Origin of the sequence: Streptomyces sp. RK9 (assembly GCF_045070545.1) — a bacterium.
Taxonomy (GTDB): domain Bacteria; phylum Actinomycetota; class Actinomycetes; order Streptomycetales; family Streptomycetaceae; genus Streptomyces; species Streptomyces alboflavus.
Window position 1 is genome coordinate 2,109,403 of the sequence record NZ_CP173704.1, and the last position, 26,271, is coordinate 2,135,673.

Genomic DNA, 26,271 nt, shown 5'->3' on the forward strand with positions numbered 1-26,271 from the left:
CATGCGGGTACTCGCACAGATCGCGATGGTCATGAACCTCGACAAGTGCATCGGCTGCCACACCTGCTCCGTCACCTGCAAACAGACGTGGACCAACCGCTCCGGCATGGAGTACGTCTGGTTCAACAACGTCGAGACCCGCCCGGGCCAGGGCTATCCGCGCCGCTACGAGGACCAGGAGAAGTGGCGCGGCGGCTGGGAGCTGAACCGGCGCGGCGCCCTGAAGCTCAAGTCCGGCGGCCGCTTCCACGCCCTCGCCACGATCTTCTCCAACCCGGTCCTGCCCGAGATCAAGGACTACTACGAGCCCTGGACCTACGAGTACAAGAACCTCACTGACGCGCCCCTCGGCGAGGACTACCCGGTCGCGGAGCCCCGCTCCCTGCTCACCGGCAAGCCCATGAAGATCGAGTGGAGCTCGAACTGGGACGACAACCTGGGCGGCGGCGCGCCCGGCCTCGACGCGGACCCCATGGTCGAGCGGGCCCGCGACCAGGCCCGTGGCACCGCCGAGCGGATCTCCCGGCAGATCCGCGCCACCTTCGAAGAGACCTTCATGTTCTATCTGCCGCGCATCTGCGAGCACTGCCTGAACCCGGCGTGCGTGGCGTCCTGCCCGTCCGGCGCGATGTACAAGCGGGCGGAGGACGGCATCGTCCTCGTCGACCAGGACGGCTGCCGGGGCTGGCGCAAGTGCGTGACGGGCTGCCCGTACAAGAAGGTCTACTTCAACCACCGCACCGGCAAGGCCGAGAAGTGCACGCTCTGCTACCCGCGCCTCGAAGTGGGCCTGCCGACGGTCTGCTCCGAGACGTGCGTGGGCCGCCTGCGCTATCTCGGCGTGGTCCTCTACGACGCCGACAAGGTCACCGCCGCCGCCTCCACGCCTTCCGAACAGGATCTGTACGAGGCCCAGTTGGGCGTCTTCCTCGATCCCGAGGACCCGGAGGTGCGACGTGCCGCCGAGCGCGACGGCGTCCCGCACGACTGGATCGAGGCGGCCCGGCGCTCACCCGTGCACGCCCTGATCAGCACCTACCGGGTCGCGCTCCCGCTGCACCCGGAGTACCGCACCCTGCCCATGGTCTGGTACGTCCCGCCGCTCTCCCCGGTCGTGGAGGCCCTCGCCGGGACCGGGCACGACGGCGAGGACGCGGACAACCTCTTCGGCGCCATCGACACCCTGCGGATCCCCCTCGAATACCTCGCGGAACTCTTCACCGCCGGGGACGTCGGACCGGTGCGGGCCGCGCTCGAACGGCTCGCGGCGATGCGGTCGTACATGCGGAGCGTCAACCTGGGCGACCCGCCGGACAGCGCGGCCGTCGAGGCGGTCGGCATGACGGGCCCCGGCGTCGAGGACATGTACCGGCTCCTGGCCATCGCCAAGTACGACGAGCGGTACGTCATCCCGACGGCGGCCATGGCGGACGCGCGGCGCCTGGAGGAGTCGGCGGTGCCGGACGGGTGCTCGTTGGACGCGGCGGGCGGGCCGGGGATGGGCGGGCCCGGGCCCTTCGGCGACGACTCGGGCACGCACAACGGCCTGCCCCTGGTCACCATCGAGAACTTCCACGCCGCGCGCGGCCGCCAGACCGCCGACACCCCGACGCCGGGGGAGGAGGACCGATGACCCCGCACGCCGCCCTCTACCAGGGCGCCGCGCACTGCCTGTGCTACCCCGACGCCCGGACCCGCTCCCACCTGCCCCTGATCCGCGAGGCGGTCCCACAGCTGGCCCCGTTCCTGGACCACGCCGAGGCCACGGCCCCGACCGCACTCGCCGAGCACTACGTCCGCACCTTCGACTTCAAGAACCGCCACAGCCTCTACCTGAGCTGGTGGCTGGACGGCGACACCCGGCGCAGGGGCGCGTCCCTCGTCGCCTTCAAGGAGTCCTACCGGGCCCACGCCTTGGAGCCGACCGGCGAGGAACTCCCCGACCACCTCCCCACGGTCCTGGAGTTCACGGCGGCGACCGGCTCCCCGGACCTGCTCCTCGCCCACCGCGCGGGCCTCGAACTCCTCCGCATCGCCCTCACCGAGAACGGCACCCCCTACGCCTCGGTCCTCGAAGCCGTCTGCCGCACCCTCCCCGGACCCTCGCCCAAGGACCGTGCCGAGGCCCGCGCCCTGGCCCGCTCGGGCCCGCCCACCGAGACGGTCGGAGTCGACTGATGCACACCCTCATCTGGGCGGTCCTGCCCTACGTCGCCCTGACCCTGCTGATCGCGGGCACCGTCTGGCGCTACCGCTACGACAAGTTCGGCTGGACGACGCGTTCCTCACAGGTGTACGAGTCGAAGCTCCTGAACATCGCGTCCCCCGCCTTCCACTACGGCATCCTCTTCGTCCTCGTCGGCCACCTCATGGGCCTGTTCGTCCCGGAGTCCTGGACGGACGCGGTCGGCCTGAAGGAGCACGGGTACCACCTGCTGTCCCTGTTCGGCGGGACGGCGGCCGGGCTCCTCGCGGTGGCGGGCATCGCCCTGCTCCTCTACCGCCGCCGCACCAACACCCCGGTCTTCCGCGCGACGACCCGCAACGACAAGCTCATGTACGCGGTGCTCCTGGCCGCGATCATCATGGGCATGTGGGCCAAGCTGACGAACTCGTCGGTCAGCTCCGGCTACAACTACCGCGAGACGATCGCCCCTTGGGCCCGCAGCATCTTCACGTTCCAGCCGGACGTCGACGCCATGGTGGGCGTCCCCCTCACTTTCCAGCTCCACGCGGTCATCGGCATGACCCTGATCGCCCTGGTCCCTTTCACCCGCCTCGTCCACATGTTCAGCGCGCCGGTGCAGTACCTGTTCCGGCCGTATGTGGTGTACCGGAGCCGGGGGGCGGGGGAGCCGGGGCGGCGGAGGGAGCGGCGGGGGTGGGAGAAGGTGGACTCGTAGGGTTCAGTCGGTCTGCCGCTTGGGCTGGGCCGCCTCGAGGATCGCCGTCACGTCCAGCGACACCTTGGTACCGATCGAGTCGGGGAGGGCGACCACCTGGCCGGAGGCGTGCACTTGATGGTTCCCGTACTCGCCGCCCTTGGGGTCGGTGAGGACGTGCAGGCGCTGGTGCTTGCGGTCGACGACGACATAGACGGGAACCTTGGCCTCGGCGTAGGCGGTGACCTTGGTCTTCAGGTCGTCCCTCCAGTTGCTGGAGGTGACCTCCAGGACGAGTCGGAAGCACACCGGGTCGTAGGCGTTGTTCTCGACGAGGTGGTCGTCGATGTCGGCGTCCACGACCGCCAGGTCGGGGATCGCGTAGTCCTCGATGGCGGTGGGGAGCCAGAGACCGACGCTCTGGAGGACCTGGGTCTCCTCGCCATGCAGCCCTGCGGAGATGAAGGGAATCATGAGGTCTGTCAGGGCACGGGCGTGCGGGGCGTCCGGTGAGGGGGTCACGAGGAGATGTCCTCCGATGATCTCGACGCGGTAGCCCGGATGACGCTCCATGATTTCGTCGGCGATCGCCGTGAGGGAGAACGGCTCTTCGTCCTCGTAGGGCTGCTCGACGCTGGCGGCGGACATCGCGTGCCTCCTAAGGGCTGGTGTCGAGACCATCATCGTAAGACGAACCAGGCTCGGGCGTCCCGAACCGAATCGTTCACCAGAACGAGTGAGGGCCCCGCTCCCGGTGCGAAACCGGGGGCGGGGCCCTCACTGCAAGCCGAGCCGGAGACTCAGAAGCGACGCGTGATCAGCGCCCGCTTCACTTCCTGGATCGCCTTGGTGACCTCGATGCCACGCGGGCAGGCGTCGGTGCAGTTGAACGTCGTGCGGCAGCGCCACACGCCGTCCTTGTCGTTCAGGATCTCCAGGCGCTGCTCGCCCGCCTCGTCACGCGAGTCGAAGATGAAGCGGTGCGCGTTGACGATCGCGGCCGGGCCGAAGTACTGGCCGTCGTTCCAGAAGACCGGGCAGGACGACGTGCACGCGGCGCACAGGATGCACTTCGTGGTGTCGTCGAAGCGCTCGCGGTCCTCGGGGGACTGGAGGCGCTCGCGCGTCGGCTCGTTGCCCGTGGTGACCAGGAAGGGCATCACGTCGCGGTAGGCCTGGAAGAACGGCTCCATGTCCACGACGAGGTCCTTCAGGACCGTCAGGCCCTTGATGGGCTCGACCGTGATCGGCTTGGCCGGGTTGATGTCCTTGATCAGGGTCTTGCAGGCAAGGCGGTTCTTGCCGTTGATGCGCATGGCGTCCGAGCCGCAGATGCCGTGCGCGCAGGAGCGGCGGAACGTCAGGGTGCCGTCCAGGTCCCACTTGATCTTGTGCAGACCGTCGAGGACCCGCTCCTTGGGGTCGATCTCCAGCTGGAAGTCTTCCCAGACCGCGTCCGCCGAGATCTCCGGGTTGAAGCGGCGGATCCGGAAGGTGACGGTGATGAGGTGGGACGAGGCCGCGGCTTCCGCCTCGACCTTGTCCATCGTCGGAGTTGCCATCAGTACTTACGCTCCATCGGCTGGTAGCGGGTCTGGACGACCGGCTTGTAGTCGAGGCGGATCGAGTCCTTGCCGTCGTCGGCGACCTCGCGGTACGCCATGGTGTGGCGCATGAAGTTGACGTCGTCGCGGTTGGGGTAGTCCTCGCGGTAGTGGCCGCCGCGGGACTCCTTGCGGGCGAGGGCCGAGACCGCCATGACCTCGGCGAGGTCGAGCAGGTTGCCCAGCTCGATGGCCTCCAGGAGGTCGGTGTTGAAGCGCTTGCCCTTGTCCTGGACCGAGACGTTCTTGTAGCGCTCGCGCAGCTCGGCGATCTTCTCGACGGCCGTCTTGATGGTCTGCTCCGTACGGAACACCATCACGTTGGCGTCCATCGTCTCCTGGAGCTCCTTGCGGATGTCCGCGACGCGCTCCGTGCCCGTGGAGTCGCGCAGCTGCTCCACCAGGCTGACCACGAGCTCCGCCGGGTTCTCGGGAAGCTCGACGAAGTCGGCCTTCTCGGAGTACTCCGCGGCGGCGATGCCCGCGCGGCGCCCGAAGACGTTGATGTCCAGGAGCGAGTTGGTGCCCAGGCGGTTGGCGCCGTGCACCGACACGCAGGCGACCTCGCCGGCCGCGTACAGGCCCGGGACGACGGTGGTGTTGTCGCTCAGGACCTCACCCTCGACGTTCGTCGGGATGCCGCCCATGGCGTAGTGCGCGGTCGGCTGGATCGGGATCGGGTCCGTGTAGGGCTCGATGCCGAGGTACGTACGCGCGAACTCCGTGATGTCCGGGAGCTTGGCGTCGAGCTGCTCCGGCGGGAGGTGCGTGAGGTCGAGGTAGACGTGGTCGCCCTCGGGACCGCAGCCGCGGCCCTCACGGATCTCCGTGTAGATGGAGCGGGACACGACGTCACGGGACGCGAGGTCCTTCATGACCGGCGCGTACTTCTCCATGAAGCGCTCGCCGTCCTTGTTGCGCAGGATGCCGCCCTCACCGCGGGCGCCCTCCGTGAGCAGGATGCCCATGCGCCAGATGCCGGTCGGGTGGAACTGGAAGAACTCCATGTCCTCCAGCGGAAGCCCGCGCCGGTAGCAGGCCGCCTGGCCGTCACCGGTCAGGGTGTGCGCGTTGGAGGTCACCTTGAAGAACTTGCCGGTGCCGCCCGAGGCGTAGATGACGGCCTTCGCCTGGAAGACGTGGATCTCGCCGGTGGCCAGCTCGTACGCGACGACGCCCGCCGACTTCCTGACGCCGTCCTCCTCCACGATGAGCTGATCGAGGACGTAGAACTCGTTGAAGAACTCCACACCCTCCTTGATGCAGTTCTGGTAGAGGGTCTGGAGGATCATGTGGCCGGTGCGGTCGCCCGAGTAGCAGGACCGGCGGACCGGGGCCTCGCCGTGGTTACGGGAGTGACCGCCGAACCGGCGCTGGTCGATCTGGCCCTCGGGCGTCCGGCCGAACGGCAGGCCCATCTTCTCGAGGTCGAGGACCGCGTCGATGGCCTCCTTCGCCAGGATCTCGGCGGCGTCCTGGTCGACCAGGTAGTCGCCGCCCTTGATCGTGTCGAAGGTGTGCCACTCCCAGTTGTCCTCCTCCACGTTGGCGAGCGCGGCGGCCATGCCGCCCTGCGCCGCGCCCGTGTGGGAACGCGTGGGGTAGAGCTTGGTGAGCACGGCGGTGCGGCTGCGCTTCGTCGCCTCGATGGCGGCGCGCATGCCGGCGCCGCCCGCGCCGACGATGACGGTGTCGTACTTGTGGATCTTCATGGGTGGTTACCTCAGCCCCGTGCCTAGCGGATGTTCGGGTCGAAGGTGAAGATCACCAGCGTGCCCAGCAGGATGGTGAACACCGTGGCGGTGTACAGCAGGCCCTTCAGCCACAGGCGCGTGTTCGGGCGCTCCGCGTAGTCGTTGATGACCGTGCGCAGACCGTTCGCGCCGTGCAGCATCGCGAGCCACAGCATCAGCAGGTCCCAGACCTGCCAGAACGGCGAGGCCCAGCGGCCGGCGACGAACGCGAAGCCGATCTTGCTCACGCCGCCGTCGAGGACCAGCTGGATCAGCAGGTGCGTGATGACGAGGACGACGAGGACGACGCCGGACAGGCGCATGAACAGCCACGCGGCCATCTCGAAGTTGCCGCGCGTGGCGCGCGGGGTCTTCGAGGTGCGCTTGCGGGGGGCCTCGATGAGGGGGGCCGGGTGGTCGACGTCGTACAGCGAGACGTCCTCGACGGGGCCGACTCCGGAGCCGCCGGACTTCTCTACGGTCGTGTCAGTGGACATGTCTGGCCTCAGCTCCCGAATACTTCACGGACGGCGTGGCCGAGGACCGGGTAGAGCGCGCCGACCATCAGCACGACCCAGATGCCCACGACGGTCCAGAGCATCTGCTTCTGGTAGCGGGGGCCCTTCGACCAGAAGTCGACGGCGATGACACGCAGACCGTTCAGCGCGTGGAAGAGGATCGCGGCGACGAGGCCGTACTCCAGGAGCGCGACGAGAGGTGTCTTGTAGGTGGCCACGACTTCGTCGTACGCCTCGGGGGAGACGCGGACGAGAGCGGTGTCGAGGACATGCACGAACAGGAAGAAGAAGATGAGGACACCGGTGACTCGATGAGCCACCCATGACCACATGCCTTCCCGGCCGCGGTACAGCGTTCCAGCCGGCACGGAAGAACCCTCCGGGAGCGGGGATTGGGGCCGGCCGGCTTCTCGGTCGGACGAGCCCGGCCGGGTACGGTCCACCGGCCGCTCGACATCGTATCGACGAGTTGTCGGCTTCCCCGCCCGGGGTCCGCTGGTGTGATCAAACAGGCAATCAAACTGGTACGTACGGGCTATCGCGGCGGGGTTCGCCGCGGCGGGCCTGCGGCGCGCCGGGGTGGTCCCGGGGGGTCGGCGCGGCCTGGGCGTGGACCAGGCGGGTGAGGCGGCCGCGGGCCAGGCGCCGCAGTTCCTCGGCGGCCACGGCGCGCTCCTCCTCCGGGTCGTTGCCGAGGCGGTCGCGGATGGAGGCGAGCAGGTGGTCGAGGGCCTCGCTGGGGGCGACGGCGTCGAGGCAGACCACGAAGGCGTGGCCGAAGCGGCTCTCGTACGCGGCGGTGGCGGCGCGCAGGGCGGTGGCCGCGGCCTCGTAGCCGTGGCCGGGCGGGAGCGAGGGTTCCAGGGGTTCGGCGGCCAGGGCCTCGGCGAGGTCGTCGGGCGCGAGGTCGTAGGCCGCCTCGTCGGCGGCGGCGAGCAGCGCGTCCAGGTCGGGGTAGGGCCGGTGGGCGGCGACGCGGTGGGCCCAGTGACGGCTTCCGCAGCTGGTCAGCAGGGTGCGCTCGGCGTCCTTCGGCTGTGCGGCGTTCAGGGCGTCCGGTATGGCGCGGTGCGGCGGCAGGGGAGCTCCTCGGCACAGAGCAGCGGGTGTCGGGTGGTCCCGGCGCGGGGTGGGATCCCGGCGCGAGGTCTGGGGCAACGCTAGCGGGGAGGGGAGAGAGGTGTCCGTGAGGCACCCGGATTTCATCCGAATGGGAGAGTTTGGGGTTGATCGGTGGACGCGCGGGCCCCCGTGGGGTGGACGAGCGGGCTGCGCCGGGGCGGGCTTAGCGTGGGGGCATGGAGGCTCTGACTTCTGGTGCGGCGGGTCCGGCGGTGGGTTCTGGTGCGGTGGGTGCGGGGGTGATTTCCGGGGTGGCGGATCCGGGCATGGTCGTCGGGGTGCTCGGGACGGGGGTGGCTTGCGGGGTGGCGGATCCGGGCATGGTCGTCGGGGTGCTCGGGACGGGGGTGGCTTGCGGGGTGGCGGATCCGGGCATGGTCGTCGGGGTGCTCGGGACGGGGGTGGCTTCCGGGGTGGCGGGCATGTCGGCCGTCGCGAGTGTCGTGGGTTCCGTGGCGGGTGCGGTCCCGGGCGCGGCGCCCGGGCCGGTGGGCGTGTCGGTGGGGGGCGGGTCGTGATCCGGGGGCGGCTCGCCGTCGGGACGGGGATCGTCGCGGCGGGGGCGGTGGCCCTCGCGGTCGGGTTCTGGCCGGACGGGTCCGGAGACGGGGGCGGCGGCTCCGGTGCCGGTGGCCGCACGCCGGGGACGGCGACGGCGTCCGAGCCCGCCCCCCGCTCGCCCTCGCCCACGAAGTCGTACGCCCTCTCCGAGGCGCCCGCCACCGTCCCCGCCGTCCGCGAGCACACCCCCGCCCGCGGCCCCGGCTGGCGGCCGGGCGACGGCGGCCGGGTCGTCGTCGGGGACCGGGCCCTCGCGGACGAGGCCCGGCTGCTCGCCGGGGAGCTGCGGCTGCGGTACGCGGGCGAGGCGAAGCCGCGCGCGGGCGACGTGCGCCTCGACCTGTCCGAGGACCAGGGGCGGGGCGGCGGTGGCGCCGAGTCGTACACCCTCACCGTCAAGGACCGCACCGTGCGCATAGCCGCGCCCGCCGCGGCCGGGGTCTTCTACGGCACCCGCACCCTCAAGCAGGAGGTCGCGGGCGGCCGCACCGCACCGGAGGGCGTCGTGCGGGACCGGCCCGCCAAGCCGCGCCGGGGCTTCATGGTCGACATCGCCCGCAAGCACTTCTCCGCCGAGTGGATCGAGGACCGGATCCGGGAGCTCGGCGACCTCAAGTACAACGAGCTGGGCCTGCACTTCTCCGACGACCAGGCCTTCCGCATCGCGTCCGACTCGCACCCCGAGGTCGTCTCCGCCGACCACCTCGGCAAGGCGCAGGTCCGCCGCATCGTCGACCTCGCCGCCGAGCGGCACATCACCGTCGTACCGGAGATCGACTCGCCGGGACACCTCGGCGCGGTCATAGCCGCCCACCCCGACCTGCAACTGCGCGACGCCCGGGGTGTGGCCACACAGGGAGCCGTCGACATAGCGAAGCCGAAGGCCGCCGAGATCGTCGACGACCTGCTGCGCGAGTACGACGAGCTGTTCCCCGGCGCCCGCTGGCACCTCGGCGCCGACGAGTACCAGGCGCTGACCCGCAGCGACCCCGAGGCGTCCTACCCGCGGCTCGCCGCCGCCGCGCGCGACCGGCTCGGCCCGGACGCCCGCGTCCAGGACCTGGCGACGGCGTGGCTGAACGACCGGGCGAAGGCGGTCGGCCCTGGCCGCGCGGTGCGGGCCTGGAACGACGGGTTCTTCCGCGGCGGAGTGACCGAGGCCGACGACCGGATCGAGGTCGCGTACTGGACCGGCAAGGAGATCGGCGCCCGCGAGCCCGTCGAGTACCTGCGCGAGGGCCGCGACGTCCTCAACTACAACGACGAGTACCTCTACTACGTCCTCGGCCAGCCCAACGACTTCCGCTACCCCACCGGGCAGCGCATCTACGAGCAGTGGACCCCCCTGGTCCTGCGCGGCACCCGCCCCGTCCCCGCCTCCTACGACCGCAGGATCCTCGGCGGCACCTTCGCCGTCTGGTGCGACCTCGCCGGAGCTCAGACGCAGGAGCAGGTGGCGCGCGGGGTCCGGATGCCGCTGCGGGCGACGGCGCAGAAGCTGTGGGACGAGCGGGGGCCGACGCGGCCGTGGGACGCGTTCGTGCGGCTCGCGGGCGAGGTGGAGCGGCCCGCGCGCTGAACGCGCGGCCAGGACCGGCGGCCCCGGGCGTTCGGGTGCCCCTTCCGCCGTGAATATTCAGCGATGTCCCGAATGCTCCGCGGGTGGACACCCCTGGGCCTGACGCGTACATTGCGCCGGTCGTGCCGCGCCGACGCCCGGGGAGGGGTGTGGGCGGCGGCCTCGCTCTCGCAGCGCCCGTTCGCCCGGCGCTCATTCGCTCTCGATCCGTGGGGGACCGCTCCGTCATGTCGTACACGCCACCACTCATGCCCTCGGCCCCGCCGCCCCCGTCCGCCCCCGGGCCCGGTGCGTGGCTGAAGCCGCCGACGGGCCTCGCGAACGCCACGGTGGCGCTGCTCGGGGCCGGCATCGCCGCCGACCTGTTCTCGCTGTGGGCGGGCGGCGGGGTCTTCGGCGTCGTGAGCGACGTGATCGACGGGGACTACGGCGCCGTCACCGAGGACCGCCTCGACCGGGCCGACTCGCTGTACGGCGTCTCCGGGATCCTCCAGGGCGCGGTGATGCTCGGCACCGTCGTCCTCTTCCTCTGCTGGTTCCACCGGGTGCGCGTGAACGCCGAGGTGTTCGCGCCGGACGCGCACCGCAAGTCGCGGGGCTGGGCGATCGGCGGCTGGTTCGTGCCGATCGCGAACCTGTGGTTCCCGCGCCGGATCGCCGTCGACATCTGGGACGCCAGCTCCGGCGACCGCTGGCTGCCGGGCGCGGGCCGTGAGCACAAGCGGCGCACGCTGCTCAACGCCTGGTGGACGATGTGGCTCACGACCGGAATCTTCGGGCAGATCGCCTCGCGCCAGTACCGGGCCGCCGAGGAGCCCGAGAAGATCAAGCAGGCCGTCGTCTCCCTGATGGCCTCCGACCTCATCAACATCGCCGCCGCCGTCGTCGCGATGCTCTTCGTGCGCCGGCTCACCGCGATGCAGGACGCGCTGGCCCGCTCGGGCCCGGGGCGCCCCTTCGCCTAGGCCGGCCGCCGCGGGGCGCGTGGACCATCCGTGGCCGAACGCGTGGATCATCCGCGCGTGCTGTGCGTGATCCGTGCTTTCGGTGGCGCACGCACGCGCCCTGTGGTGTATTCGGCCGGAAGCCGGAAACAGCGGTTCGAGCACAACGGGGGCACGGAGATGGGCTACTGGGGGTACTACGTCGTGGGCAGGAGCGCGCGGCCGCTCGGGGAGTTCGCCGCGGTGGCGGGCGTACGCGACCGGCTCACGCTCCTCGAGGAGCGGCCCGACGGCTGGCAGGTCTGGGAGTGCCCGGGCGACGGTTCGGTGGACGTCGGCAACATGAACGCGCTCGCCCGGGAGACTCAGGCGCCCGCGCTCTTCGGGTACGTCCTGGACAGCGACTGCGTGGTCGTCGAGGCGGCGGCGCCGGAGAGCGGCGCGTGGACGACGTGTCTGGCCCGCGAGGCGATGGCCTCCTACCTCGGCGAGGACGAACTGACCGTCGAGGACTACTTCCTGGAGCCGCGCGACGCCGCCGAGCGCGCCGTCGCCTGGGCCGCCGAGTCGGGCCGCACCGCCAGGACCGCCGCGCTCCTCGACGTCCTCACCGCGGACCCCGAACCGTCCGCGGAAGAACTGTTCTTCCGGTTTCTCGACCGGCTCGGGGTGTTCCCGCAGTAGCCTGTCGCGCGCAGCGTCGAATTCCGGCCGCTGTGACGTTACTGAGCCTCCGCACGCAGTAAGGGCAAGTGGGGCATGCGGAGGTGCCCAGTCCGCGACAGGAGACGGCGTACGTCATGAGTACGAGCCCTTTGCCCAGTTCCGACCCGCAGGCGCGGGAGGACGACGCATGGCCGGATAGCGCGCTCCGCGCCGCCGGACCGTCGGATACCGGCCAGCCGAGCCTGGTCGACCTCATCGCCCTCGCCGACGAGAGGGCCCTGGCCGCCAGCGGCCTCGGCTGCCTCGACCGCTGTCTGCCCCTGCTCGGCGACGACGACCAGGTCCTGCGCCCCCTGTGGGTGAGCCTCGCCGACGGCACGGCGTGGGAAGGGGCGTTGGGGGAGGTGCGGGGGGTGCTCGGGGCCGATGGGTCCGGTGGGGCTGCTGCGTCCGGTGGGTCCGGTGTATCTGGTGCGTCCCGTGGGTCCGGTGCGCCCCGTGGGCCCGGTGCGGACTCCGACGCCGTCGCCCTCGCCCGGCGCATGCTCGACGCCGTCCCCGCCGCCCGCTCGGCCGACTCCCTGCGGACCTGGGCCGACGGCTGCTCGGCCGCCGCCCTGCAGATCCACCGGCTCCTGGACGCGGGGAACGACGGCGTGTCACCGCTCGTCGCCGCCGAACTCCGGCGCCAGGTACGGGTCCTCGAACTGCTCGGCGGCCGCGCGGGCACCGGCGGCGGGCTGCGCCAGGTGCTCGACGTGTCGACCGAGGGGCGGCGGGTCCTTCGGGCGGTGGTGTCGCGGTCGCGGAGGTCGGTGGCGGGGGCGGACTAGGTCCTGCCCGAGCCCTGCCCGACGGGTCTCCGCGGGCGGATCAGCACGCGGGCTCGCCCAGCCAACGCGCCAGTGCCGCCGTCAACTCGTCCAGCACGGACCCCGTCGCACCCCCGGCGTCCGCCGCCCACGCCACGTACCCGTCCGGACGCACCAGCACGGCCGCCGGCTTCGGCCGGTCCGGGCAGGCGGCGGTGTGCGTGCGCAGCCGGTCGCCGTACCCCTCGGCGCGGGCCCGCAGCGCCGCGTCGTCCGTGAGGTCGAGGAGCAGGGCGCGGCCGTCGTGGAGCAGGTCGGCGAGGCGGTCGCCGTCGGCGAGCACGAGGTCGGGGGCGCTCGCGCCGACGAGCGGGTGGGAGCCGCCGAGGTCGTACCGCTGCCGTACGCCCGAGATCTTCTTGACGAAGTACGTCGTGCCGGTGACCGTCCCCATCAGGTCGCCGACGATGTCCCGCAGGGCGCGCGCCCGCGGGTCCGGGCGCATCAGGGCGATCTGCGCCCGTGTCCAGTCCAGGACCCAGGAGCCGAGGGGATGCCGCTCGGCGGTGTAGGTGTCGAGCAGGCCCTCGGGCGCGTCGCCGCGCGCGGTGGCGGCGAGCTTCCAGCCGAGGTTCAGGGCGTCGCCGATGCCGAGGTTCAGGCCCTGGCCGCCGAACGGCGAGTGGACGTGGGCGGCGTCGCCCGCGAGCAGCACCCGGCCCTTGCGGTACGTCGTCGCCTGCCGGGCGTTGTCGGTGAAGCGGGTCGCGGTGTGCACGCGGGTGACGGTGACGTCCACGCCGGTCACGGCCCTGATGCTCGTCTGCATCTCCGCCGCCGTGACGGGCGCGTCCCGGTCCCGGGGAGCGCCGTCGAACTCGACGGTCAGGACGCGGCCGGGGATCGGGCCGTACGAGTAGATCCCGGTGGCCGTGCTGTTCCAGCCGACGCGCAGGCCCTCGGCGTGCTCCAGGTCGACCAGGGCCTGACGCCCTGTGATCTCCGGCTCCGTGCCGGGGAAGTCGAAGCCCGCGGTCTTGCGGACCAGGCTGCGGCCGCCGTCGCAGCCGACGAGCCAGCCCGCGCGGAGCTCCCCGGCGGACGTCCGCACGGTCACGCCGTCCGCGCGCTGCTCGAAGCCCGTCACCTCCGTGCCCCTGCGCACGTCCACGCCGAGCGCGTCGGCGCGGGCCGCGAGCACCTCCTCGACCGTGGCCTGCGGCACCAGGCCGACGCGGTCGGCGGGGCCCCGGCCCTCGAAGTCGGGGTCGTCCGCGTCCAGGAGGTCGGCGCTCAGCGGGATCCCCGCGAAGTGCCCGGCGAAGCGCGGGGCCACTTTGACAGGGGCGGCCGGGGTGGTCGGGCTCGCCGGGGTGCCGGGCGCCGCCGTGTGCCGCCCGGCGAACTCCCTGAACTTCCGCAGGGTGCGCTCCTGTTCGGCCGCGAGGGCGGGGAGCAGGCCGCGCCGGTGGAAGGCCTCGGCGCTCGGGGTGTTCACCGCGCCGGCCTTGATGGTCCTGTCGATCTCCGTGAGCCGTTCGAGGACGACCACGGAGGCGCCGCCGAGCCGGAGTTCGCAGGCCAGCATCAGGCCCACGGGGCCGCCGCCGGCCACGACCACGTCGCATGAGTTCGCCGTCATGCAATTGACTGTAGTCGCTAAAAGTTTATAGCGAGTATAGTGATGGTCATGGAGAGGCATACGGGGCCGCCGCGGGACGAGGAGCTCGGCCTGCGGGAGCGCAAGAAGCGGCGGACCCGGCAGCGCATCGCCGACGAGGCGACGCTGCTGATCCTGCGGCGCGGCTTCGAGCAGGTGACCGTCGCGGAGGTGGCGGCCGCGGCCGAGGTCTCGACGATGACGGTCTTCAACCACTTCGCGCGGAAGGAGGACCTGTTCCTCGACCGCGTCCCGGAGGCCGTCGAGACGGTGACCCGGGCCGTCGCCGACCGCCGCCCGGACGAGACGCCGCTCGCCGCCCTGCGCCGCCGCGCCCTCGAACTCCTCGACGAACGGCACCCGTTCGGCGCCGTCGGCGAGTCCTTCCCGCGCTTCTGGCAGGTCGTCCTCGACTCGCCCGCGCTGCGCTCCCGCGCCCGCGAGGCCCTGGAGGAGCTGGAGGGCGCCCTCGCGGCGGCCCTCGCCGGGGCCGCGGGCGAGGACCCCGCGGCGCCCGGGGACGACACCCGCCTCACGGCCGCCCTGACGACGGCGGCCTACCGCACCGCGTACGCCACGACGGCCCGCCGCCAGCTCGCGGGCACCGGCGTCGACGAGGCCGCCGCGGGACACCGCGCGCTGGTCCACCGGGCCTTCGACGCACTGGAGCGGGCGGTGCCCGGGCCCCGGCCTGCCGAGGCCGGACCCGGGGCACCGCCCGCTCCGTGATCGCTCGAGCGCACCCCGCGCCGGGGTCTGTCAGGGCGTGAGCGCCTCGCCCAGGTGCGCCGTCGCGGGCGTGCCGAGCTGCGTACGCCCGTAGTAGACCCCGCTCTTGAGCACCGGTGCCCCCGAGGCGTCGGTGTCCACCTGCAGGACCGTCCCCGCGCCCTCGTCCTCGCCGTCCGCGCCGATCGCGAGGTCCGCGCGGCCGTCGCCGTCGAAGTCGGCCAGCGAGACGGCCGAGCCGAGCCGGTCGCCGGACTCGGTGGAGCCGGGCACGTCGGGCTCGTCCTGGCTGACGGCGAGCGCGCCCGCGCCCGTCAGGCCGGACGCGGTGCCCTTGAAGAGCAGTGACGTTCCGGCGTCCGTACGGGACTTGCCCGCGCGCGTGATGTCCTCGCCGGGGGCGCCCGCGAGCACGTCCGCGTGCCCGTCCTTGTCGACGTCGCCCACCGCCACCGACCAGCCGAGCGCGTCGCCCGCCTCGGCGGCGCCCACCACTCCGGGGCTCGCCTGGTGGACCGTGGTCGCCCCGGCCGATGACAGGCCCGACGACGTGCCGGGCACCACCGTCACCTGGCCGCCCGCGTGCGCGCCGGACTCCGAGGTGTACGGCTGGCCGATGACCAGGTCGTCGCGGCCGTCACCGGTCACGTCGCCCGCCGCGACCGCCCGGCCGCCCTTGGCCGTCAGCGTGCTCACGCGGCTGAGCCCGGAGCGGGTGCCCTTGAACCAGACGACCTTCCCCTGCCCGGCCGCGTCGCGGTAGGTGAGGGCCACGTCGGCGTACTTGTCGCCGTTGAAGTCGCCGGAAGCGGCGTCCGCGTACGCGATGGCCCGGTCGCCGGACGTGACGGTGCCCGCCGTCTCGCGGCCCGCCGCGAACCGCGCCGACCAGCTGCCGCCCGTGCCCGTGGCCGCGGCGAACACGTCCGCCTTGCCGTCGGCGTCGAAGTCGCCGACGGCGACCGCCGAGCCGAACCGGGCGCCGCCGTAGGCGAAGTCCTCGGACAGCTGCATGTCCGTGCCGGACGTGAACTTCGGGCCGTACAGCATCGTCACGGCACCGCGGTCCTTGTGGCCCGAGGTGTCGTCCTCGCCCGGCGCGCCGATCACGAGGTCCGCGTTGCCGTCGCCGTCGATGTCGCCCCAGGCCGTGGCCGCGCCCCACTCGTCGCCGGACTCGCTCACGCCCGGCACGCCCGTGCTGGACTGCGTGAGCGTCTTCTTCTTCCCGGCCGCAGGACCGCCCGTGCCGCCCGGCACGACGGTCACCGACCCCTTCGCGCCGGACGCGCGCGGCGTGGCCACGACGAGGTCCGCGGTGCCGTCGCGGTCGAAGTCGGCCGTGGGCGCGGCGGGCGTCGCGTCGGCCGCGTACGCCGCCGTCCCCGTGCCCGCCATGACTCCGGTGCCGCCGAGCACGACCGCCCCGACGGCCAGCCACGCCCCGCGATGCGCCTTTCGCAGGCTCAAATGCCCCAACCCCTCTGGTGAGCTCCTGGTGAATCAGCGAGTTCGTATGACTGCCCGAGGAACGGAAGGGTTGTACAGGACGGGGCGAAATGCCGCGTGACCTTTCCCTCATCGCGCTGGTGTGACAACCGGGCGGACGGCCACGCAGGGTTCATGGGACGAGTTGCATGAGAAAAGCGTGAGAAGGCGTACGCGAACACGCGGGCGCCCGTGTGCGAGGTCGGGAACGGGAAAGGTCGGCGGGACGGGTGGGCACTGTGGGGCTGAGGACGGGGCACGGGACGCGGGGCGGCGGGCGCCGGAGCCGGTCCCGGGGCGTGGCCGCTGTGCTCGTGGCCGCGGCGACGGCGGCCACGCTGACGGCCTGCGGCACCGACGACAAGCCGGTGCGGCTCGACGGGACCTTCGAGCAGCAACTGCCGCCGGACCAGGCGCGCGGCGCGCAGCTCGCCACGGAGGGCATGCGGCAGCTCACGTCGGCGCGGTCGCTGCGTCTGAACGCCGCGATCACCAAGGGCTCGGCGACCGCGGGCACGGCCCAGCGCATCGAGGTCTCGCTGCGCGTCGACCGCGACGCCAACTGCACGGGCACGTTCGACGGCGGCCAGGGGCAGCGCGGCGAGCTGCTCGTGGTCAAGGGCGGCGCCACCCACATACGTTTCAGCGAGGCCTCGCTGGACGGACTGCTCGCCCAGGCCGAGGCACAGGACCCGGCCGCCGCCGCGGGGATCAGGCAGCGGGTCGCGCTGGTCCGCGGCAAGTTCCTGCGGATGCCGACGGACAAGGTCGCGTTCTCCAAGGGCATGTGCGACCTGGGCAGTCTGTCCCAGGCGTTCGACGGCCTCGGCGACGAGGACTTCAACGGCACCGTCCGGGCCGAGCAGCCGACGTACCGCCACGGCCGGCGGGTCATCCCGGTCGTCGACGTGGAGCCCGGCGACAAGAACGTCATGTACGTCGCCGCCGAGGGCCGGCACCGCATCACGGCCTACGAGGCCGAGCAGAACGGCGAGCGCCGGGTCCTGAAGCTGTCCGACTACAACGAGCCGTTCCAGGTGGCGACGCCGCCCGCGGCCGAGGTCGTCGACGCGAGCGAGTTCGGGGGACCGGCGGGGGCCGACCTCTTCGAGGTCTGAGCCGCACCGCCGGCGAGTGAGCGGCCGGGGCCGCCACCCCCCACAGGAGAGGCCCCGGCCGTCACACGGCACGAACCGCGTGGCGGTCCGTACTCCCTTCTGCGTCCCGGGTGCGTTTTCTGTCACACCGCGATCCGTCACCCGCTAGTTGCATGTTGTACAAACATGGACGCGCACCGGTTTCACGCCGTAGCGTGCAGGTTCGCGCCGCGTTGCGACCCACCTACGCGACCGCCGACCGGAGAACCGCGAGCGGTGCAGCGGCGCACGACCGCGAGAAGACAGACCCGTGAGAGCGGCGCCTGACCAGGCGCAGAGGGGCACGCAGTGCAGGGGGAGGACGACGCTGAGCTGACCGCCGCCGTGCTTGCGGCACAGGACGGGGACGAGACCGCGTTCCGTACTGTGTACCGCTCCGTGCACCCGCGGCTGCTCGGCTACGTACGTACGCTCGTCGGCGACCTCGACGCGGAGGACGTCGCGTCCGAGGCGTGGCTCCAGATCGCCCGCGACCTCGACCGGTTCAGCGGCGACGCGGACCGCTTCCGCGGCTGGGCCGCGCGCATCGCCCGCAACCGCGCCCTCGACCACATCCGGATGCGCGGCCGCCGCCCCGCCATCGGCGGCGACGAGACGGAGCTGACCGGCAAGCCAGGCGAGGCCGACACCGCCGGGGAGGCCATCGAGTCCCTCTCCACCGGCGCCGCCCTCGCCCTCATAGCCCAGCTCCCGCAGGACCAGGCGGAGGCCGTCGTGCTGCGGGTCGTGGTCGGCCTCGACGCCAAGAGCGCCGCCGAGACGCTGGGCAAACGCCCCGGCGCGGTCCGCACCGCGGCCCACCGCGGCCTCAAGCGCCTCGCCGAGCTGATGGGCGCCGACGACCCCGCCAAGGGGCGGGGACTCGGCGCCGTACCCCCGCAGCCTGACCCGCACGGACGTGCGGTGCCACCGTCCCCGTGTGTGACGCATTCGCGTACGCGGACGCAGAAGGACATGTGATGGCCGACGAGCAGTACAAGTGGCTGGACCGCGATGCGGCGGAGCGATTGCTCCGCGGCGAGCGGCTCGACGGCATCGGCGATCACGAGCGCGAACAGGCGGAACGCCTCACCGAGGCCTTGATCGCACTCCGCGCGCCCACCCCGCCCACCCCGCCCACCCCGTCGAGTCCCGCCGAAGCCGCTCCCGCGACCACCCCCGCCGTGAAGGCCGAACTGCCCGGTGAGGCGGGGGCGCTGGCGGCGTTCCGGGCTGCTCGGGGGGCCGGTGGGGTTGCTGGGGCGAGTGAGGTTTCCGGGGCCGCCGGTGTATCCGGTGCGGGTGCGCACAGTGGGCCTGGTGCGCTCAGCGGGTCCGGTGCGCCCAGTGGTCCCAGTGGGCCCGGTGCGTCCGGCACGCCCACCGCCCTGGCCACGCCCCCCGACCGGACCGGCCGGACCGGCCCGGCCGACCAGGCCGTCCGCATCGGCCGCACCGCCCCCCGCCCCACCCGCTGGGCGCGGCCCGTCCGCCTCGGCGTCGCCGCCGCGCTCGCCGCCTGCATGGCCGGCGGAGTCGCCGTCGCGGCCGGGGCCGGGGTGATCCCCTCGCCGTTCACACGGACCGAGCAGGGCCCCGCGACCAGCGCGTCCCCGGTGGAGACGCCGGAGCAGCCGCTCAGCACACCCTCCGACGACGCCGTCGACCCGCCTGATGAGGTACCCGACGACGTCAGCTCCGCCCCCGAGGACGACCCGTCCCAGCGCCCCGAGCGCAGCACGCCGCCCGAGGACACCAAGTCCCCCGGCCAGACGGCGGGCACCGGCGGCGACAAGGACAAAGCTGACAAGCCGGACAAGGGCCCCGGCCCCGGCACGGGCGAGGGCGAGCAGCGCGGCGACGCCAGGAAGTGGCGCAAGCGCGTGATCTCCGCCTGCCGCGACTACCGCAGCGGCGCCCTCCAGGGCGACAAGCGCCGCCGCCTGGAAGAGGCCGCGCGCGGCGCCGAACGCGTCCAGCGGTTCTGCGAGCGCGTCCTCGACGGCAACAAGGGCGGCGGCAAGGGCGACGACGGCCACGGCGGCGGCGACGGCGGCCAGGGCGACGGCGGCGACGACGGGCACAACGGAGGCGGCGACCACGGCCCCGGCGACGGCCACAGCGGCGGCGGCTCCGGCGGCCACGCCCCGCCCGTCATGCTGCCCGCCCCGCTGCCGCGCCCCTCGGCCTCGTACAGCGCCCTGCCGGTCCGCTGACCGCACTCCGTGCACCCGCCACGAAAGTGTGATCCAGGCCGCACCCCCAGGGTGTGACGTTTTCCGAATCGGCGGCGCAGTAAGAAGTGAGCCGACTGGTCATCGGCTGCGCACGAGCCGGGGTTCCCCCCGTACCTACGGCTCAGTGCCACTGGCGCGGGCGGGATACGTTCCCCCGATCCCGCCCGCGCCGCTCTTTGCGCCTAAACCGGCGCCGCTCTCGCGGACCAAATTGATCGCCGTTGGGGTTGCTCAATGGGTGGTTGCGGAGCGGTTGGGGTTACTTGTAGATGACTACCTTGTCGCCCGTTTTGACCTGCTTGAAGAGCTTTGCGATGCCCTTCTTGTCGCGTACGTTCACGCAGCCGTGTGAGGCGCCGTTGTAGCCCCTGGCTGCGAAGTCGGACGAGTAGTGCACGGCCTGGCCGCCGCTGAAGAACATGGCGTAGGGCATCGGGGTGTCGTACAGCGTCGAGACGTGGTCGCGGTTCTTCCAGAACACCTGGAACTCGCCCTCGCGCGTCGGCGTGAACTCCGAGCCGAAGCGGACGTCGACCGTCGTCACGGCCTTGCCGTCGACCATCCAGGTCAGCGTGCGGCTCTCCTTGCTGATGCACATGACCCGGCCGGTCAGACAGCGCCGGTCCGGCTTGGCGGGCGGCATGCCGCCGTCGGGGTACAGCTCGTGCCGCGTCGGCTCGCGCGTCATGGCGAGCAGCCTGTCCCAGGTGCGGGTGTCGGTCGCGCCGGTGCGAAGGAGTCCGCGCTTGCCCTGGAAGCCCTCGACCGCGGTCGCCGTGACCGGGCCGTACGTCCCCGTCGGGTGCTGCCCGAACCAGCCGATCTGCCGCAGCCGCGCCTGGAGTTCCCGCACCTTCTTGCCGTCCTGTCCGCGCGCCAGGACGACCGGGCCCGGCTCCGGCGGGGCCGGGGGCGGCGGAGTGCTCGTGCGCGGCCGGGGCGGCGGCGTGGACGGCACGTCCGGAGTCCTCGACTGCGGCAACTCGGCACGCGAAACCGGGGACTTCATCTTCTTCAGGGGTGATTCGCTCGGCGTGGGCGAGGAGTTGGCCGAAGGCGGCCGGGTGGTTGGCGACTTCTCGTCCTTGCCCGCCGTCTCCACGGCCTGTGCCGTGCACCCGCACGCCAGGGCCAGGGCGACGACGGCTCCCGCCGCCGCGCGTCCCCTGGCTATCGCGTCCCTGCTCATCGCATCCCCCACACCGCTCCACCGGACAACACACCCCGAAGTGTTTCCCATTGGCGAATGCTTGGGAAGCCTGCGTCAGTGGTGCCAGGCCTGCCCGTCCACGTTGTGGATCATGCGCTGGAGGACCTTCAGGGCCTGTACGTAGTCCGCGTCGTCGATGCCCTCGTGGATCTCCGCACGCGTCCGCTCCTGCAGTGCGGCGACCCGGTCGCGCAGCTCCGCGCCCGCGTCCGTGACGTGCAGCGGGGCGCCCGCGACGTCCGGGTCCTGGGTGAGCAGGCCCCGGCCGATCAGGGAGTCGATGTCGTGCTCCAGCGGGCCCTCGCCGAACTCCAGGTAGCCGCGCAGGACTTGGACGACCTCCTTGCGGTCGCGGCCGTTCTCGTGGCCGACGACCTGGTTCAGGACCCACCACTGGGGCTGGGTCAGCCCGTTCTCGGCGAGCATGGCGCGGATGTGGTGCACGACGGCCTTGCCCGCCGCCGAACTCCAGTAGCCGATGGGCTGGTCGATCAGGCCGGCGTCGCTGTGGGACGGGGCGAAGGGGGGCTTCCTCCGGGGGGCGGTGGTGGTCGTGGTGGTCGCGGTCGTGTTCGCATTCGTGTTCGTCATGTCCCTGAACTTAGGACCTCAAGTTTGGTTGAGGTCAAATACTTCCTGAGGTCCTCTTCGTGCTGTCCCGTCCAGGCCAGGTATCCGTCCGGACGGATCAGGTACAGCCCCGGTTCGTAGGGGGCGCAGTCGCCTGTGCGCTGTACGTGCGCCATGTCGCCGTCCAGCGACGGGAGTTCGGCGTCCGTGGCCACCGCGAGCAGCGTGAAGTGCGGGCCGCGCAGAGCGTCGAAGAGGCGTCCGGCGCCCAGCGGGGCGTCCGGGGCGCGGTCGCCCGCCCGCGGGGCGCTGTCGGAGGTGGCTGTCGACGTGTCCAGGGAGAGGGTGGATTCCCGGTAGCCCAGGCCGAGTTGGCGGGTGGCCGCGCCGCGCCTGCCGGTGCCGTGGTGGATGCGCGTGGACAGGTCGAGCATCCGCGCGGCGACCGCCCGCCGCTCCTCCTCGTACGTGTCGAGCAGCCCCGTGTCCGCCCCGTGCCGCAGCACCGCGCCCAGCTTCCAGCCCAGGTTGTAGGCGTCCTGCACGCTGGTGTTCAGGCCCTGGCCGCCCGCCGGGGAGTGCACGTGCGCCGCGTCGCCCGCGAGGAAGACGCGCCCGGAGCGGAAGGCGTCCGCGAGCGCGGCACGCGGCCGGAAGTCGGAGGCCCAGCGGACCTCGGTGACGTCGGCGGCGGTGAGGTGGGTGCGCGCGGCCACCGCTTCGCGTACGCCGTCGGGGGAGAGGTCGGGCTCGGCGCCGCCCGTGAACCGGGCGACCAGCTGGAAGTCCGGGATCCCCGGCAGCGGGCAGATCGCCGCGAAGTCGCCGCCGCTCGCGGCCCCTTCGGACGGGTGGGCGCCGGCCGCCGGGAACACATGCCAGTTGTCCCGGTCGAGCGCGCCGTCGGCGATGCGTATGTCGGCCACCAGCATCGGCTGCGGGTCCACCGTCTCGCCCGTCATGCCGATGCCGAGCGCGCGCCGCACGGCGGAGCGCCCGCCGTCGGCCGCCACCGCGTACGCCGCGCGGACCGTGCCGCCGCCCGCAAGGCTCGCCGTGACCCCGTCCGCGTCCTGCGCGATCCCGGTGACCTCCGTGCCGAAGGCGACCGACCCGCCCAGCTCCGTCAGGCGGGCGTACAGGATCTCCTGCGTGCGCCACTGCGGCACGAGCACCGGACCCGCGTACGGCGCCGAGTCCACCGGCTCCGGCTCGTCGAACATGCGGTACTCGCCCTGCCGGACGCCGTCCCGCCACACCATCCCGACCGGCGGCTCGTAGCCCGCCGCCAGGATCGCCGCCACCACCCCGAGGTCGTCGAAGACCTCCAGCGTGCGCGGCTGCACGCCCTTGCCGCGCGAACCGGGGAAGAGGCCCGCCGCCCGCTCCACGACGACGGCGCGCACGCCCCGGCGGGCCAGGTCGCAGGCGAGGGTCAGCCCGGTGGGGCCCGCGCCGACGACCAGGACGTCGGTCGTGGCGGCCATCGGTGATTCCTGGGGGTTTCCACCCATTGCCTTAACGCTGTTAAGTGCCATGCCTCCGAGGATGCGCTTAACGGTGTTAAGTTGTCAAGGTGGCTACGACACGACTGGACCGGCGGCGGGTGGCGCGCGTCGCGCTCGACCTCCTGAACGAGACCGGGCTCGACGGCCTGACCCTGCGCGCCATCGCCAAGGAGCTGGACGTCAAGGCCCCGGCTCTGTACTGGCACTTCAAGGACAAGCAGGCGCTGCTCGACGAGATGGCGACGGAGATGGTGCGCGGCGCGGCGGCCGACCTCGCGGGCGTACCGGACGCCGACTGGCAGACCTCCGTCACGACGGCGATGCGCGCCCTGCGCCGCATGCTCCTGCGCCACCGCGACGGCGCGAAGGTCTACAGCGGCACGTACTTCACGGACACGTCGTACGCGGCGCCCGTGGAGGCCCAGCTGCGCCGCCTCACCGAGGCGGGCTTCACCCCGCGCGCGGCGGCCCGCGCCCTGGTGACCGCGACGAGCTACACCATCGGGTACGTCATCGAGGAGCAGGCCACGGCGCCGCGCCCGGGGGCGGCGGGCTCAGGGGGCGCTGAGGGCGCTGAGGGCGCGGGCGGCGAGGGGTACGACCTCGCCGCGCGCGCCGAGCGCCTGAAGGACTACCCGCTGGCCGCGGCCGCGGGCGAGGAGATGTTCCGGGGCTACGAGGACGGCTTCGAGGCGGGCCTCGCGGCGGTGGTGGCCGGGGTCGGCGTCACCCTGCTCGGCCCCGGCGCACGGCCCGCGTGACGACCGGCGGGAGCAGGTCGGCGGCGAGGCGGCGGGCGCGGGCGGCGGCGGGGCGCCTGGCCCCGGGCGCGGGGGGCTGCGCGGCGGTGCGGGCGCCGTGGTCCTGGGAGGCGGGCCGGGTGGCCGAGGGGGCGCGGTAGTGCCGTGAGGGCGGGAACTCGGGGGCCCGCATGCCCTTCTTGGACTTGACCCGGATGATCCGGTGCCCGGCGGCCTCCTGCACGCTCAGATGGCAGTCGTCCCGCCGCCGCACCATGTCGAGCAGCTCCTCCTGCACGGGCCCCGGCTCGTCCCAGGTGCCGTACAGCTTCTGCGTGCTCAGGCAGATCGGCTTCAGGCCGCGGTTGAGCACCGCCTCCCAGGCCGCTATGGACACGCCCGGCGTGTGCTCGGAGCGGAAGTCGTCCAGGACCACGATGCCCTCGGGCAGCAGCGTGTCCCTGGCCGCGCCGATGTCGCCGTGCACGTGCTCGTACAGGTGCGAGGCGTCGACGTGCACGAACCGGCAGGACTTCGGCGTGACCTCGTCCGGCACCACCGAGCTGGGTGCGCGCAGGACGCGCGGCAACGCGTCGTGGAACGACAGGTAGTTCCGCTCGAAGACCTGCTTGGTCAGCGTCGGGTAGGACTTGTCGGACTCCGCCTTGTTGGCGCCGTCCGGTGCCTCGTCCTCGAAGAGGTCACAGACCGTGTAGCCCTCGCCGTCGACCAGATGATGGCCGAGGAAAATCGCACTCTTGCCCATGTAGACGCCGATCTCCAGGAGATCGCCCCGAACTCCCCGGCTCTCCTGCCGGGTCAGCAGCCAGTCGAACAGCATTTGATCAAGATTCGGGAACCAGCCGGGAACGTCACTGAGCTCTTGCGGCGGCGTGGATATGTCGTGCGCAGCAGGCATGAGGGAAAACCACTCTCTTGTTGCGGACGCAAGCTTCCCGGGAAACTAGGGGATACCCCGGAAGCGGTCAAGGCGCGTGCCGCAATGCTGCTTTTGGACATCCGCAGGAACGGCCGAGAAGGTCCGGGAAGATGAATTCCCCGTGAACGCGAGCGGATTTTCACCTTACCCGCAGCCGGGGTGCGCGGCACGCCGATGCCTCGCACCCCGGAAACCGCGGCACAACGCCCCGGCTCAGCCCAGCGCCGCCCGCTTGATCGACCGGGCCCGCCGCGCCACCTTGCGCACCGCCGCGTTGCGCGGGATGAACGCGAGCTGCACCGGGATCCCGCCGGGCAGCGCGAGCGCGGTCAGCCTGCGCTTCTTGAAGTACCGCCAGGTGCGCTCGTTCAGCTGCGTCGCGAGATAGCGCTCCGTGGCCGGGCGCAGGCTCGGGTAGATCTTGGGCTGCATGGCGAAGCCCACCGCGCGCACCAGACCGCTCAGCGCCGCCGTGTCCGGCTCCGCGCGCCGCCCGGAGACGGCCTCGCGGTCGCCGAGGTCGGGCAGCAGCGCGTCGACCAGCGTGACCGGGATGCGGTTGCTGTTCTCGTACGGCTTCAGGCGCTCCAGGAGCGTCTCCGTGCCGATGCGCGCCACCGGCAGGTCGTAGAACGCGGAGGCCGTGAGCAGCGCCGTGGAGAAGCAGCCGACGACGAGGGCCGGCCGCATCCGCTGGTAGAGCACTTCGGCGAGAACCGGCGACTCCAGGACGGTCAGCTCCACGCCGAGCCGCTCCGCCTCCTGTTCCAGCTGCCGCGACCAGCGCGCGGGGGCCGTCGGGTGGGGCTTGAACACCACCCGCTTGTGCCCGAGCGCCGCCGCGCCGCGCAGCATCCGCGCGTGCAGGTCCTCTTCCTCCTCGGTGGTGAGGATGTTGAGGGCGGAGAGGTACTGGCCGAGCAGCAGCGCCGGTTCGCCGATCCGCGAAAGGGCGTCCAGGGCGCCCGAGTCCGCCTCGCCGTCGGCGAGTTCGCCGAGGACCTTCAGGAACGTGTCGGTCGGTACGAGTTCGGGCTCGACGCCGAACTCGGTGAGCAGCAGCGGCTTGAGGCCTGGCACCAGGTCGAGGTGGAGCAGCCGCCGCACCCGGGTGCCGACCAGTGGGTCGATCTTGTTGCGGGTGGGGCCGTAGCTCATCAGGCCGTCGGCGTAGACGTCGACGGGCGCGCCCGTGAAGATCTGCGACAGCGCGAGCGCCGGGTTGACCTGGATGGACTCCACCGCCAGCTCGACGTTGTCGTCGCCGAGGTCCCAGGCGAGCCGCAGATAGCGCTGCCACAGCGGCAGGTCGTCGCCGCGCGGGGACCAACTGCCCGGGTGGAACGGCGAGATCGCCTCGTTCCAGGAGAGCACGTCGTCGAAGCGGCCGCGCAGCCGCTCGAAGCCGGGCATCGTGTCGACGGACGGCGTGGTCTCCGGGGTCGCCGCGTTGTTGGCGATCAGCAGGACGCGCCGGTCGGCCGGGCCGAAGCGGTCGGCGTCCAGGGCGGCGGCCAGGGTGGCGACGCCGTACAGCGTGGACGCGAAGAAGATCTGCGTGGTGCGGCGGCGGGCGTCGGGGCGCGCGGCGGCGAGGGCGGCGGCGTGCGGGTCGGGCACGGCCTGGCCTGC

26 protein-coding genes are annotated in these 26,271 nt (G+C 72.5%); 13 read left to right on the forward strand and 13 right to left on the reverse strand.

Annotated elements, in window-relative coordinates; all coding sequences use genetic code 11:
• Nucleotide 1: 1 nt before the first annotated feature.
• The 3 genes from narH to narI are packed head-to-tail and all read left to right on the forward strand — an operon-like array spanning nucleotide 2 to nucleotide 2,903.
• Nucleotides 2-1,633 (forward strand): nitrate reductase subunit beta, encoded by a 1,632-nt coding sequence (narH, locus tag AB6L24_RS29745; RefSeq protein WP_405660321.1) that lies wholly within the window; start codon nucleotides 2-4, stop codon nucleotides 1,631-1,633.
• Nucleotides 1,630-2,178: a nitrate reductase molybdenum cofactor assembly chaperone gene (gene narJ, locus AB6L24_RS29750; protein WP_405660323.1), complete on the forward strand. Its 549-nt coding sequence runs from the start codon at nucleotides 1,630-1,632 to the stop codon at nucleotides 2,176-2,178. Before narH ends, narJ begins: the two co-directional genes overlap by 4 nt.
• A complete protein-coding gene (gene narI, locus AB6L24_RS29755; RefSeq protein WP_405660325.1) occupies nucleotides 2,178-2,903 on the forward strand; it encodes a respiratory nitrate reductase subunit gamma in 726 nt (241 codons plus the stop codon). The genes narJ and narI overlap by 1 nt, the downstream gene beginning before the upstream one ends.
• A 3-nt stretch (nucleotides 2,904-2,906) precedes the next feature.
• Here narI and AB6L24_RS29760 read toward each other — a convergent pair whose 3' ends face one another.
• The 6 genes from AB6L24_RS29760 to AB6L24_RS29785 form a co-directional block, all read right to left on the reverse strand.
• The gene (locus tag AB6L24_RS29760; protein WP_405660328.1) at nucleotides 2,907-3,530 is read right to left on the reverse strand and encodes a Uma2 family endonuclease; all 624 of its coding nucleotides are present in this window, start codon (nucleotides 3,528-3,530) and stop codon (nucleotides 2,907-2,909) included.
• 152 nt (nucleotides 3,531-3,682) lie between these two features.
• Nucleotides 3,683-4,444, reverse strand: coding sequence for a succinate dehydrogenase iron-sulfur subunit (locus tag AB6L24_RS29765; protein WP_030363054.1), 762 nt, complete (start codon nucleotides 4,442-4,444; stop codon nucleotides 3,683-3,685).
• Nucleotides 4,444-6,198 carry a succinate dehydrogenase flavoprotein subunit gene (sdhA, locus tag AB6L24_RS29770; protein ID WP_030363053.1) on the reverse strand — a complete coding sequence of 585 codons (1,755 nt, stop codon included), beginning with the start codon at nucleotides 6,196-6,198 and terminating at the stop codon, nucleotides 4,444-4,446. The genes AB6L24_RS29765 and sdhA overlap by 1 nt, the downstream gene beginning before the upstream one ends.
• Nucleotides 6,199-6,221: 23 nt before the next feature.
• Nucleotides 6,222-6,716 carry a succinate dehydrogenase hydrophobic membrane anchor subunit gene (locus AB6L24_RS29775; RefSeq protein WP_087885611.1) on the reverse strand — a complete coding sequence of 165 codons (495 nt, stop codon included), beginning with the start codon at nucleotides 6,714-6,716 and terminating at the stop codon, nucleotides 6,222-6,224.
• A gap of 8 nt (nucleotides 6,717-6,724) precedes the next feature.
• Entirely contained in the window at nucleotides 6,725-7,105 is a 381-nt protein-coding gene (gene sdhC, locus AB6L24_RS29780) for a succinate dehydrogenase, cytochrome b556 subunit (RefSeq protein ID WP_078619514.1), read from the reverse strand.
• Between the two features lie 148 nt (nucleotides 7,106-7,253).
• Nucleotides 7,254-7,817 (reverse strand): 2-oxo-4-hydroxy-4-carboxy-5-ureidoimidazoline decarboxylase, encoded by a 564-nt coding sequence (locus AB6L24_RS29785; RefSeq protein ID WP_405663418.1) that lies wholly within the window; start codon nucleotides 7,815-7,817, stop codon nucleotides 7,254-7,256.
• Between the two features lie 218 nt (nucleotides 7,818-8,035).
• On the opposite strand from AB6L24_RS29785, the gene AB6L24_RS29790 reads away from it, so the two are divergent.
• From AB6L24_RS29790 to AB6L24_RS29810, 5 genes are all read left to right on the forward strand, one after another.
• Complete coding sequence (locus tag AB6L24_RS29790; RefSeq protein ID WP_405660333.1) at nucleotides 8,036-8,377, forward strand: hypothetical protein; 342 nt, start codon at nucleotides 8,036-8,038, stop codon at nucleotides 8,375-8,377.
• Complete coding sequence (locus AB6L24_RS29795) at nucleotides 8,374-9,999, forward strand: beta-N-acetylhexosaminidase (RefSeq protein ID WP_405660334.1); 1,626 nt, start codon at nucleotides 8,374-8,376, stop codon at nucleotides 9,997-9,999. Before AB6L24_RS29790 ends, AB6L24_RS29795 begins: the two co-directional genes overlap by 4 nt.
• Nucleotides 10,000-10,247: 248 nt before the next feature.
• Nucleotides 10,248-10,964, forward strand: coding sequence for a DUF4328 domain-containing protein (locus tag AB6L24_RS29800; RefSeq protein ID WP_405660337.1), 717 nt, complete (start codon nucleotides 10,248-10,250; stop codon nucleotides 10,962-10,964).
• Nucleotides 10,965-11,123: 159 nt separating this feature from the next.
• Nucleotides 11,124-11,627, forward strand: a complete 504-nt coding sequence (locus tag AB6L24_RS29805) for a hypothetical protein (RefSeq protein WP_405660339.1) — start codon at nucleotides 11,124-11,126, stop codon at nucleotides 11,625-11,627.
• Between the two features lie 116 nt (nucleotides 11,628-11,743).
• Complete coding sequence (locus AB6L24_RS29810) at nucleotides 11,744-12,442, forward strand: hypothetical protein (protein ID WP_405660341.1); 699 nt, start codon at nucleotides 11,744-11,746, stop codon at nucleotides 12,440-12,442.
• A 40-nt stretch (nucleotides 12,443-12,482) separates the two neighbouring features.
• Here the strand turns inward: AB6L24_RS29810 and AB6L24_RS29815 are convergent, their stop codons facing one another.
• On the reverse strand, nucleotides 12,483-14,063 hold the full coding sequence (locus AB6L24_RS29815; RefSeq protein ID WP_405660344.1) for an FAD-dependent oxidoreductase: 1,581 nt from the start codon (nucleotides 14,061-14,063) through the stop codon (nucleotides 12,483-12,485).
• Between the two features lie 48 nt (nucleotides 14,064-14,111).
• On the opposite strand from AB6L24_RS29815, the gene AB6L24_RS29820 reads away from it, so the two are divergent.
• Entirely contained in the window at nucleotides 14,112-14,810 is a 699-nt protein-coding gene (locus tag AB6L24_RS29820; protein WP_405660346.1) for a TetR/AcrR family transcriptional regulator, read from the forward strand.
• Between the two features lie 30 nt (nucleotides 14,811-14,840).
• On the opposite strand, the gene AB6L24_RS29825 is transcribed toward AB6L24_RS29820, so the two are convergent.
• A complete protein-coding gene (locus tag AB6L24_RS29825) occupies nucleotides 14,841-16,280 on the reverse strand; it encodes an FG-GAP-like repeat-containing protein (RefSeq protein ID WP_405660348.1) in 1,440 nt (479 codons plus the stop codon).
• A 317-nt stretch (nucleotides 16,281-16,597) separates the two neighbouring features.
• Here AB6L24_RS29825 and AB6L24_RS29830 point away from each other — a divergent pair, with 317 nt between their 5' ends.
• From AB6L24_RS29830 to AB6L24_RS29840, 3 genes are all read left to right on the forward strand, one after another.
• Nucleotides 16,598-17,416 (forward strand): hypothetical protein, encoded by an 819-nt coding sequence (locus AB6L24_RS29830; RefSeq protein WP_405660351.1) that lies wholly within the window; start codon nucleotides 16,598-16,600, stop codon nucleotides 17,414-17,416.
• 327 nt (nucleotides 17,417-17,743) lie between these two features.
• Nucleotides 17,744-18,415, forward strand: coding sequence for an RNA polymerase sigma factor (locus tag AB6L24_RS29835; protein WP_405660353.1), 672 nt, complete (start codon nucleotides 17,744-17,746; stop codon nucleotides 18,413-18,415).
• The gene (locus tag AB6L24_RS29840) at nucleotides 18,415-19,650 is read left to right on the forward strand and encodes a hypothetical protein (protein WP_405660355.1); all 1,236 of its coding nucleotides are present in this window, start codon (nucleotides 18,415-18,417) and stop codon (nucleotides 19,648-19,650) included. The genes AB6L24_RS29835 and AB6L24_RS29840 overlap by 1 nt, the downstream gene beginning before the upstream one ends.
• Nucleotides 19,651-19,930: 280 nt before the next feature.
• On the opposite strand, the gene AB6L24_RS29845 is transcribed toward AB6L24_RS29840, so the two are convergent.
• The 3 genes from AB6L24_RS29845 to AB6L24_RS29855 form a co-directional block, all read right to left on the reverse strand.
• Nucleotides 19,931-20,860 carry a L,D-transpeptidase family protein gene (locus tag AB6L24_RS29845; protein WP_405660356.1) on the reverse strand — a complete coding sequence of 310 codons (930 nt, stop codon included), beginning with the start codon at nucleotides 20,858-20,860 and terminating at the stop codon, nucleotides 19,931-19,933.
• Between the two features lie 75 nt (nucleotides 20,861-20,935).
• Complete coding sequence (locus tag AB6L24_RS29850; protein WP_405660359.1) at nucleotides 20,936-21,472, reverse strand: MarR family winged helix-turn-helix transcriptional regulator; 537 nt, start codon at nucleotides 21,470-21,472, stop codon at nucleotides 20,936-20,938.
• The gene (locus AB6L24_RS29855; protein ID WP_405660362.1) at nucleotides 21,469-22,938 is read right to left on the reverse strand and encodes an FAD-dependent monooxygenase; all 1,470 of its coding nucleotides are present in this window, start codon (nucleotides 22,936-22,938) and stop codon (nucleotides 21,469-21,471) included. Before AB6L24_RS29855 ends, AB6L24_RS29850 begins: the two co-directional genes overlap by 4 nt.
• A gap of 89 nt (nucleotides 22,939-23,027) precedes the next feature.
• Between AB6L24_RS29855 and AB6L24_RS29860 the strand changes: the two genes are divergently transcribed.
• Nucleotides 23,028-23,720 carry a TetR/AcrR family transcriptional regulator C-terminal domain-containing protein gene (locus AB6L24_RS29860; protein ID WP_405660364.1) on the forward strand — a complete coding sequence of 231 codons (693 nt, stop codon included), beginning with the start codon at nucleotides 23,028-23,030 and terminating at the stop codon, nucleotides 23,718-23,720.
• Here the strand turns inward: AB6L24_RS29860 and AB6L24_RS29865 are convergent.
• Together AB6L24_RS29865 and AB6L24_RS29870 are read right to left on the reverse strand one after the other, a co-directional pair.
• Entirely contained in the window at nucleotides 23,686-24,540 is an 855-nt protein-coding gene (locus tag AB6L24_RS29865; RefSeq protein ID WP_405660367.1) for a class I SAM-dependent methyltransferase, read from the reverse strand. The genes AB6L24_RS29860 and AB6L24_RS29865 overlap by 35 nt on opposite strands.
• A gap of 312 nt (nucleotides 24,541-24,852) precedes the next feature.
• Nucleotides 24,853-26,259, reverse strand: coding sequence for a polysialyltransferase family glycosyltransferase (locus AB6L24_RS29870; protein WP_405663421.1), 1,407 nt, complete (start codon nucleotides 26,257-26,259; stop codon nucleotides 24,853-24,855).
• Nucleotides 26,260-26,271 lie beyond the last annotated feature (12 nt).

Bases quoted from the DNA above. Each gene is read 5' to 3' on its own strand.
- narI (WP_405660325.1), top strand. From the start codon at position 2,178: ATGCACACCCTCATCTGGGCGGTCCTGCCCTACGTCGCCCTGACCCTG.
- AB6L24_RS29790 (WP_405660333.1), top strand. From the start codon at position 8,036: ATGGAGGCTCTGACTTCTGGTGCGGCGGGTCCGGCGGTGGGTTCTGGT.
- AB6L24_RS29800 (WP_405660337.1), top strand. From the start codon at position 10,248: ATGCCCTCGGCCCCGCCGCCCCCGTCCGCCCCCGGGCCCGGTGCGTGG.
- AB6L24_RS29865 (WP_405660367.1), bottom strand. From the start codon at position 24,540: ATGCTGTTCGACTGGCTGCTGACCCGGCAGGAGAGCCGGGGAGTTCGG.
- AB6L24_RS29765 (WP_030363054.1), bottom strand. From the start codon at position 4,444: ATGGCAACTCCGACGATGGACAAGGTCGAGGCGGAAGCCGCGGCCTCG.
- AB6L24_RS29820 (WP_405660346.1), top strand. From the start codon at position 14,112: ATGGAGAGGCATACGGGGCCGCCGCGGGACGAGGAGCTCGGCCTGCGG.
- AB6L24_RS29815 (WP_405660344.1), bottom strand. From the start codon at position 14,063: ATGACGGCGAACTCATGCGACGTGGTCGTGGCCGGCGGCGGCCCCGTG.
- AB6L24_RS29845 (WP_405660356.1), bottom strand. From the start codon at position 20,860: ATGAGCAGGGACGCGATAGCCAGGGGACGCGCGGCGGCGGGAGCCGTC.
- AB6L24_RS29805 (WP_405660339.1), top strand. From the start codon at position 11,124: ATGGGCTACTGGGGGTACTACGTCGTGGGCAGGAGCGCGCGGCCGCTC.
- AB6L24_RS29855 (WP_405660362.1), bottom strand. From the start codon at position 22,938: ATGGCCGCCACGACCGACGTCCTGGTCGTCGGCGCGGGCCCCACCGGG.
- narJ (WP_405660323.1), top strand. From the start codon at position 1,630: ATGACCCCGCACGCCGCCCTCTACCAGGGCGCCGCGCACTGCCTGTGC.
- sdhA (WP_030363053.1), bottom strand. From the start codon at position 6,198: ATGAAGATCCACAAGTACGACACCGTCATCGTCGGCGCGGGCGGCGCC.
- AB6L24_RS29810 (WP_405660341.1), top strand. From the start codon at position 11,744: ATGAGTACGAGCCCTTTGCCCAGTTCCGACCCGCAGGCGCGGGAGGAC.
- AB6L24_RS29840 (WP_405660355.1), top strand. From the start codon at position 18,415: ATGGCCGACGAGCAGTACAAGTGGCTGGACCGCGATGCGGCGGAGCGA.
- narH (WP_405660321.1), top strand. From the start codon at position 2: ATGCGGGTACTCGCACAGATCGCGATGGTCATGAACCTCGACAAGTGC.
- AB6L24_RS29760 (WP_405660328.1), bottom strand. From the start codon at position 3,530: ATGTCCGCCGCCAGCGTCGAGCAGCCCTACGAGGACGAAGAGCCGTTC.
- AB6L24_RS29850 (WP_405660359.1), bottom strand. From the start codon at position 21,472: ATGACGAACACGAATGCGAACACGACCGCGACCACCACGACCACCACC.
- AB6L24_RS29775 (WP_087885611.1), bottom strand. From the start codon at position 6,716: ATGTCCACTGACACGACCGTAGAGAAGTCCGGCGGCTCCGGAGTCGGC.